We start from the raw sequence: 6,482 nt of genomic DNA on the forward strand, positions 1-6,482 counted from the left end.
GGCCGTCGGAGTAGACGAGCCGGGCGGCGTGGCGGATCTCGCAGCCCAGGCCGATGGCGAAGGTCTTGCCCGGCTCTCCCCAGCCGCCGCGCTGCCGCGTCACGGTCCGGGCGGTCCACAGGTAGCGCTGCCCGTCGGGCATGGCCGCGATCTGCACGTGGACGCGGCCGGGGGCGGCGAACGCCTCGTAGACGTTCCACAGCGGGCAGGTGCCGCCCGCGCGGGAGAAGTGGAAGCCGGTCGCGGACTGCCGCTTGGACATGTTCCCCGCGCGGTCGACGCGGACGAAGGAGAACGGCACCCCGCGCAGCCGCGGCCGCTGGAGCGTGCTGAGGCGGTGGCAGACGGTCTCGTAGCCGACGCCGAAGTGGTCGGTGAGCCGCTCGATGTCGTACCGCATCTCCTCGGCCGCCGCGTGGAAGGCGCCGTACGGCAGGATCAGCGCCGCCGCGACGTAGTTGGCGATGCCGATGCGGGCGAGCGACCACGCCGGCGAGCCCTCGGCGAAGTCCTCCGCGGCGAGGGCGGACAGCTCGGGAGAGAGTTCGAGCAGCACCAGCTGGGTGGCCATGCGGAAGGCCCGCTGGCCCGGGCGCAGCCTGCTCGACAGATGCAGCGTCCGGCGCGCCGGGTCGTAGTGGTGCAGCCGGCCGGAGCCCGCGGCCAGCTCGACGGCGTGCCTCCCGGTGAGCCGGGCGGAGAGCGCGGTCAGCACCCCGCCGGGGCGGACGCCCAGCTCCCCGGCCAGCCGCTCGGCGGTGACGTCGAGGTCGTGGAGGTAGTTCTTGCGGCGGTGGAAGAACTCCCGGACCTCCTCGTGCGGGGAGCGCGGTGCGGCCGGACCGGCCACCTCGCCGCGTCCCTCGGCCGCCTCCGCCAGGCGTTCGGACAGCGCCTGGTTGCGGCGCCCCAGCTCGATGAGCACGGCGGCGACCGACGGCAGCCGGGAGACGAGCTCGGTCAGCTCGCCGGCAGAGACGCGGGCGCCGGCGATCTCGTCGGCGAGCGCCTCGCGGAGGTCGGCGAGGACCCGTGTGGTGTCCTGCTCGGCGAAGAAGCCGGGGTCCACCCCGAACGCCTCGGTCAGCCGCAGCAGGACGGGGACCGTCAGGGGTCGCGAATCGTGCTCCATCTGGTTCAGGTAACTGGGCGAGATCGCGAGCACGCGCGCGAACTCGGCCTGGCTGAACCGCCGCTCCTCGCGCAGCCTGCGCAACCGCGCGCCCGCGTAGGTCTTGCCCACCGCCGGCCCCTCCCGTTGTCGGTCCGGCGGCGAGTCTAGGGCCCGGACCCGGAAAGTGAACCTTCCCACGTCTTCGCAGACTTGGCGGAATGCGCTGAGAAGATTCGCATCACTTGGCATCCGGCCACCCTTGATGGCACTCAGTGCCGCTGCAAGAGTCGTCCATGCGGCCCGCCGGCCCGGTTCTCTCCGCTCCCGCTCATCCCCGATGGCACGGCGGGCCGCGTTCCCGGGGGAGTTCCCCGGTCTTCGCACACTTGGCACCCATCCCTGGAGGCAGCCATGGCACAGGCAGCGACGGACGCCCCGACCACCGTGGACGACCTCACCCGGCGTTGGGCGACCGACCCCCGCTGGAAGGGCATCGAGCGGACCTACGGCGCCGAGGACGTCATCCGGCTGTCCGGCAGCGTCCGCGAGGAGCACACCCTGGCCCGCCGCGGGGCCGAGCGCCTGTGGCGGCAACTGCACGAGCGCGACTACGTGCACGCCCTCGGCGCGCTCACCGGCGGACAGGCCGTGCAGATGGTCAAGGCCGGACTGCAGGCCGTCTACCTCTCCGGCCGGCAGGTCGCCGCCGACGCCACGGCACTGACCGGCTCCACCGAGGAGGAGCAGTTCCACTGAGCGCTCCCACCGGCCACGGAGATCCACCATCGACGCCTACGCCCACCCCCTCGTCCGGCCTCCGGAGGCACAGTCGTGAACACCACCCTCACCCGTATCGGGATCGTCGGCGGCGGGCAGATGGGCGCCGGCATCGCCGAGGTCTGCGCCCGCGCCGGGCTCGACACCGTCGTCTGCGAGGCCGACGCCACCGCCGCCCGCGCCGCACGGGACCGCGTGACCGCCTCCCTCGAACGCGCCGTCACCAAGGGCAAGCTGGACGGGGCGAGCGCCCAGGACGCCCTCGCCCGGCTCGCCTTCTCCGGCAGCCTCGACGACCTCGCCGACCGCCACCTCGTCATCGAGGCCGTCAGCGAGAACGCCGAGGTGAAGACCGAGGTCTTCGCCGCCGTCGACAAGATCGTTGAGGATCCGGAGGCGATCCTCGCCACCAACACCTCCTCGATCCCCGTGATGCGCCTCGGCATGGCGACACGCCGTGCCGACCGCGTGGTCGGACTGCACTTCTTCAACCCCGTGCCCGTCCTGCCCCTGGTCGAGGTCGTCTCCTCCCTGCACACCACGGCCGCGACCGCGGACGCCGTCGAGACCTTCGCCACCCGCACCCTGGGCAAGACGGTCGTACGGTCCCGGGACCGCGCCGGCTTCGTCGTCAACGCCCTCCTGATCCCCTATCTGCTCTCCGCGATCCGCATGGCCGAGTCCGGCTTCGCCACCGCGACCGACCTCGACACCGGCATGGAGCTCGGCTGCGCTCATCCGATGGGCCCGCTCCGGCTCGCCGACCTGATCGGCCTGGACACCGTCGCCTCCATCGCGGAATCCCTCTACGAGGAGTTCAAGGAACCGCTCTACGCCCCGCCCCCGCTGCTGCTGCGCATGGTGGAGGCGGGGCTGCTCGGCCGCAAGACGGGCCGGGGGTTCCACACCTACGGCCGGTGACGAAGAAGTTCCCGGCGACGGCCGGGGCCGCACCGGAGGGCGCGGCGTGATGTGTGACCGGTATGTGAACAACCCTGTCCCGGCCGGCGACCCTCCCTCTAGGGTGGCCAGTGCAGCCGGTTCGCCCTGCTCGCCAGGCAGGCGCGTCGCAAGAGGGAACCCGGTGGGAATCCGGGACTGCCCCGCAGCGGTGAGCGGGAACGACCGCCGTCATACGCACTGGGCCCGGGCGGGTCCGGGAAGCGACGGCCAGTAGGTGTCTGCCCCGGCAGACGCGCCCGCGAGTCCGAAGACCTGCCGCTGCCCGCGCGCGAGCGTTCGCGCGCGGAGATCCCGGTGACCTCGAGGGCGGGTCGGCGTACACATCCAACGGGCCCGCGCAACGGCGGCGACCCGCCGGATCCGTCACCCTTCGCGTCCTCGCCGGGTTTCCGAGGTGCTGAACAGAAACTCGCGAAGGAGAGTTCCGTGACCAGCAAGTCCGCAGCCGCGGCAGCACGCGCCACCGTTCACGGCTACCCCCGGCAGGGCCAGGGCCGTGAACTGAAGAAGGCGATCGAGGGCTACTGGAAGGGCCGCGTCACCGCCGGTGCCCTCCGGGAGACGGCCGCCGAACTGCGCGCCGCCAACTGGCGGCAGCTCGCCGACGCCAGCGTCCACGAGGTGCCGACCGGCGACTTCTCGTACTACGACCACGTCCTGGACACCAGCGTCATGGTCGGCGCGATCCCCGCCCGCCACCGCGCCGCCGTCGCGGCGGACCCCCTGGACGGGTACTTCGCCATGGCCCGCGGCACTCAGGACGTGGCACCACTGGAGATGACCAAGTGGTTCGACACCAACTACCACTACCTGGTCCCCGAGCTCGGCCCCGACACCGTCTTCACCGCCGACTCCGCCAACCAGGTCACGGAACTGGGAGAGGCCCTCGCCCTCGGCCTCACCGCCCGACCGGTCCTCGTCGGACCGGTCACCTACCTGCTGCTGGCCAAGCCCGCGCCCGGCGTCGCCGCCGGCTTCGAACCGCTCACCCTCCTCGACCGGCTGCTGCCCGTCTACGCCGAGGTCCTCGCGGACCTGCGGGCCGCCGGGGCCGAATGGGTCCAACTCGACGAGCCCGCCCTGGTCCAGGACCGCACCCCGGCCGAGCTGAACGCCGCCGGCCGCGCCTACCGCGAGCTGGGCACCCTCACCGACCGCCCCAAGCTGCTCGTCGCCTCCTACTTCGACCGCCTCGGCGAGGCCCTGCCGGTCCTGGCCAAGGCCCCCGTCGACGGCCTCGCCCTCGACTTCACCCGGTCCGCCGCCGCCAACCTCGACGACCTCGCGGCCGTCGGCGGCCTGCCCGGCAAACGCCTGGTCGCCGGCGTGGTCGACGGCCGCAACGTATGGATCGACGACCTCGAGAGGTCCCTGTCCACCCTCGGCACCCTCCTCGGCCTCGCCGACCGGGTCGACGTCGCCCCCTCCTGCTCCCTGCTGCACGTCCCCCTGGACGCCACGGCCGAGCGCGACATCGACGGACAGATCCTCCGCTGGCTCTCCTTCGCCCGCCAGAAGGCCCGGGAGGTCGTCACCCTCGCCAGGGGACTCGCGCACGGCACCGACGCCATCGCCGCCGAACTCGCCGCCAACCGCGCCGACCGCGCCTCGCGCGCCGGCTCGGCGATCACCCGGGACCCGGCGGTGCGCGCCCGCGCCGCCGCCGTCATCGCCGCCGACGCGCACCGGTCCCAGCCCTACCCCGAGCGCGCGGCCGCCCAGCGCGCCCACCTGCGGCTCCCGCCGCTGCCGACCACCACGATCGGCTCCTTCCCGCAGACCACCGAGCTGCGCACGGCCCGCGCCGACCTGCGCGCCGGACGCATCGGCACCGCGGCCTACGAGGAGCGGATCGAGGCCGAGATCCGCGAGGTCGTCTCCTTCCAGGAGAAGACCGGCCTCGACGTCCTCGTGCACGGCGAGCCCGAGCGCAACGACATGGTCCAGTACTTCGCCGAGCAGCTCACCGGCTACCTGGCCACCCAGCACGGCTGGGTCCAGTCGTACGGCACCCGCTACGTCCGCCCGCCGGTCCTCGCCGGCGACATCTCCCGCTCCGAGCCCATGACGGTCCGCTGGACCCGCTACGCGCAGTCGCTCACCGAGCGCCCGGTCAAGGGCATGCTCACCGGCCCGGTCACCATGCTCGCCTGGTCCTTCGTCCGCGACGACCAGCCCCTCGCCGACACGGCCCGGCAGGTCGCCCTGGCCCTGCGCGACGAGGTGAACGACCTGGAGGCCGCCGGGACACCGGTGATCCAGGTGGACGAGCCCGCCCTCCGCGAGACCCTCCCGCTGCGCGCCGCCGACCACGCGGCGTACCTCGCCTGGGCCACCGAGTCCTTCCGTCTCGCCACGAGCGGCGTCCGGCCGGACACCCAGATCCACACCCACATGTGCTACGCCGAGTTCGGCGACGTCCTGGCGGCCATCGACGACCTCGACGCGGACGTCATCAGCCTGGAGGCGGCCCGCTCGCACATGCAGGTCGCCGGGGAGCTGGCCACGGCGGGCTACCCGCGCGAGGCCGGCCCCGGCGTCTACGACATCCACTCGCCGCGCGTCCCCGGCATCGGCGAGGTGGCGGACCTGCTGCGGAAGGCCCTGTCCGCGATCCCCGCCGACCGCCTGTGGGTCAACCCCGACTGCGGCCTGAAGACCCGCGGCCGGCCCGAGGTCCGCGCCTCCCTGGAGAACCTGGTGGCGGCGGCCCGCGAGGTCCGCGAGGAACTGGGCGGCACGGCCTCCTGACACCACGGCCCGGACCAGTGCGGTAGCGCCGGCCCGGGCCTCACCCCGTCACCGCGGCACCCCCGGCGTGTGTGGGGGAAACCTCGCACACGCAGGCCCTCAGCACAGGCGCGTGTGGGGGCAGACGCTGTGGCCGTGACGGTGGGAGCCGCCCGACGAGTCGCCGGAGCCGTCGGAGTCGTCGGATCCACGGGGGATCCCGTCCGGGAAGGCGGTGTTGCGGTCGTGGTCCCCGGGGAAGGGGTCGCGGTAGTCCGGGTCGCCGTCGTCGTCGCGGTCCGGCAGGTCGACCGCGGCGCCCGTCGCCCGGGCCGGGTCGGGACAGCCGTTGTCGCGGGACGAGAGATAGAGCGTCACCCGGGTGTCGCGCGGGACCTGACGGCCCTCGGCCGGATCGTGGGCGCACACCCGCCAGTCGTCGTACGCCCCTTCGTCCGGCAGGGTGTCGTTCCGGTACGCCGCCCGCGCCTGGACGTGGCCCTCGGGAATCCCCAGCGCCACGACCTGCGCGCGTGCCGTCGGCCATGTCTTCCACACCAACTCGGGCATGACCGGCCACGGAATCGGGTCGCCGTCCTTCTTCGGGCAGGGGTCGCCCGTGTGGACGACGCCGAAGTCGAGTGCGGGGCGGGCGCCGGTTCCGCTGCTCGCCTGCTGGAAACACACCGTCCACAGTGAGCGGGCCGTGACGGCCTTGCGGTCCTTGGACGCGTCGTGCTGTGTGACGGAGTATCCGGCCCTCGTGGCCTTCGCGTACGCCACGTCCAGGCGCCGGCCCCGGTAGTCCGGGGCCGGCGGTGTGGTCGGTCCGGGCCTGCTCGTCGCCGCCGCAGCTCCCGCCGACGCCGTCGAGCCCGCCGCCGGACCGGCCGCCGTC

General features: G+C 73.5%; 4 protein-coding genes, 1 pseudogene and 1 riboswitch. Of the genes and pseudogenes, 3 read left to right on the top strand and 2 right to left on the bottom strand.

The features are described from left to right. A partial coding sequence (locus tag AB0K09_RS27920; protein ID WP_366068186.1) for a short-chain fatty acyl-CoA regulator family protein occupies window positions 1-1,243 on the bottom strand: 1,243 nt, incomplete at its 3' end. A gap of 282 nt (window positions 1,244-1,525) precedes the next feature. Between AB0K09_RS27920 and AB0K09_RS27925 the strand changes: the two are divergent. From AB0K09_RS27925 to metE, 3 genes and pseudogenes are all read left to right on the top strand, one after another. After that, window positions 1,526-1,828 (top strand): annotated as a pseudogene (locus AB0K09_RS27925) (isocitrate lyase); the annotation flags it as partial. Window positions 1,829-1,945: 117 nt separating this feature from the next. Then, window positions 1,946-2,812 carry a 3-hydroxybutyryl-CoA dehydrogenase gene (locus AB0K09_RS27930; RefSeq protein ID WP_366068187.1) on the top strand — a complete coding sequence of 289 codons (867 nt, stop codon included), beginning with the start codon at window positions 1,946-1,948 and terminating at the stop codon, window positions 2,810-2,812. A gap of 150 nt (window positions 2,813-2,962) precedes the next feature. After that, window positions 2,963-3,108, top strand: a riboswitch (cobalamin riboswitch). Between the two features lie 172 nt (window positions 3,109-3,280). Next, a complete protein-coding gene (gene metE, locus AB0K09_RS27935; protein ID WP_366068188.1) occupies window positions 3,281-5,605 on the top strand; it encodes a 5-methyltetrahydropteroyltriglutamate--homocysteine S-methyltransferase in 2,325 nt (774 codons plus the stop codon). Window positions 5,606-5,704: 99 nt separating this feature from the next. On the opposite strand, the gene AB0K09_RS27940 is transcribed toward metE, so the two are convergent. Beyond that, window positions 5,705-6,482, bottom strand: a 778-nt coding sequence (locus AB0K09_RS27940; protein ID WP_366068189.1) for a PASTA domain-containing protein, incomplete at its 5' end; no start/stop codon positions are given.

It is taken from the genome of Streptomyces sp. NPDC049577 (assembly GCF_040675635.1).
GTDB lineage: Bacteria > Actinomycetota > Actinomycetes > Streptomycetales > Streptomycetaceae > Streptomyces.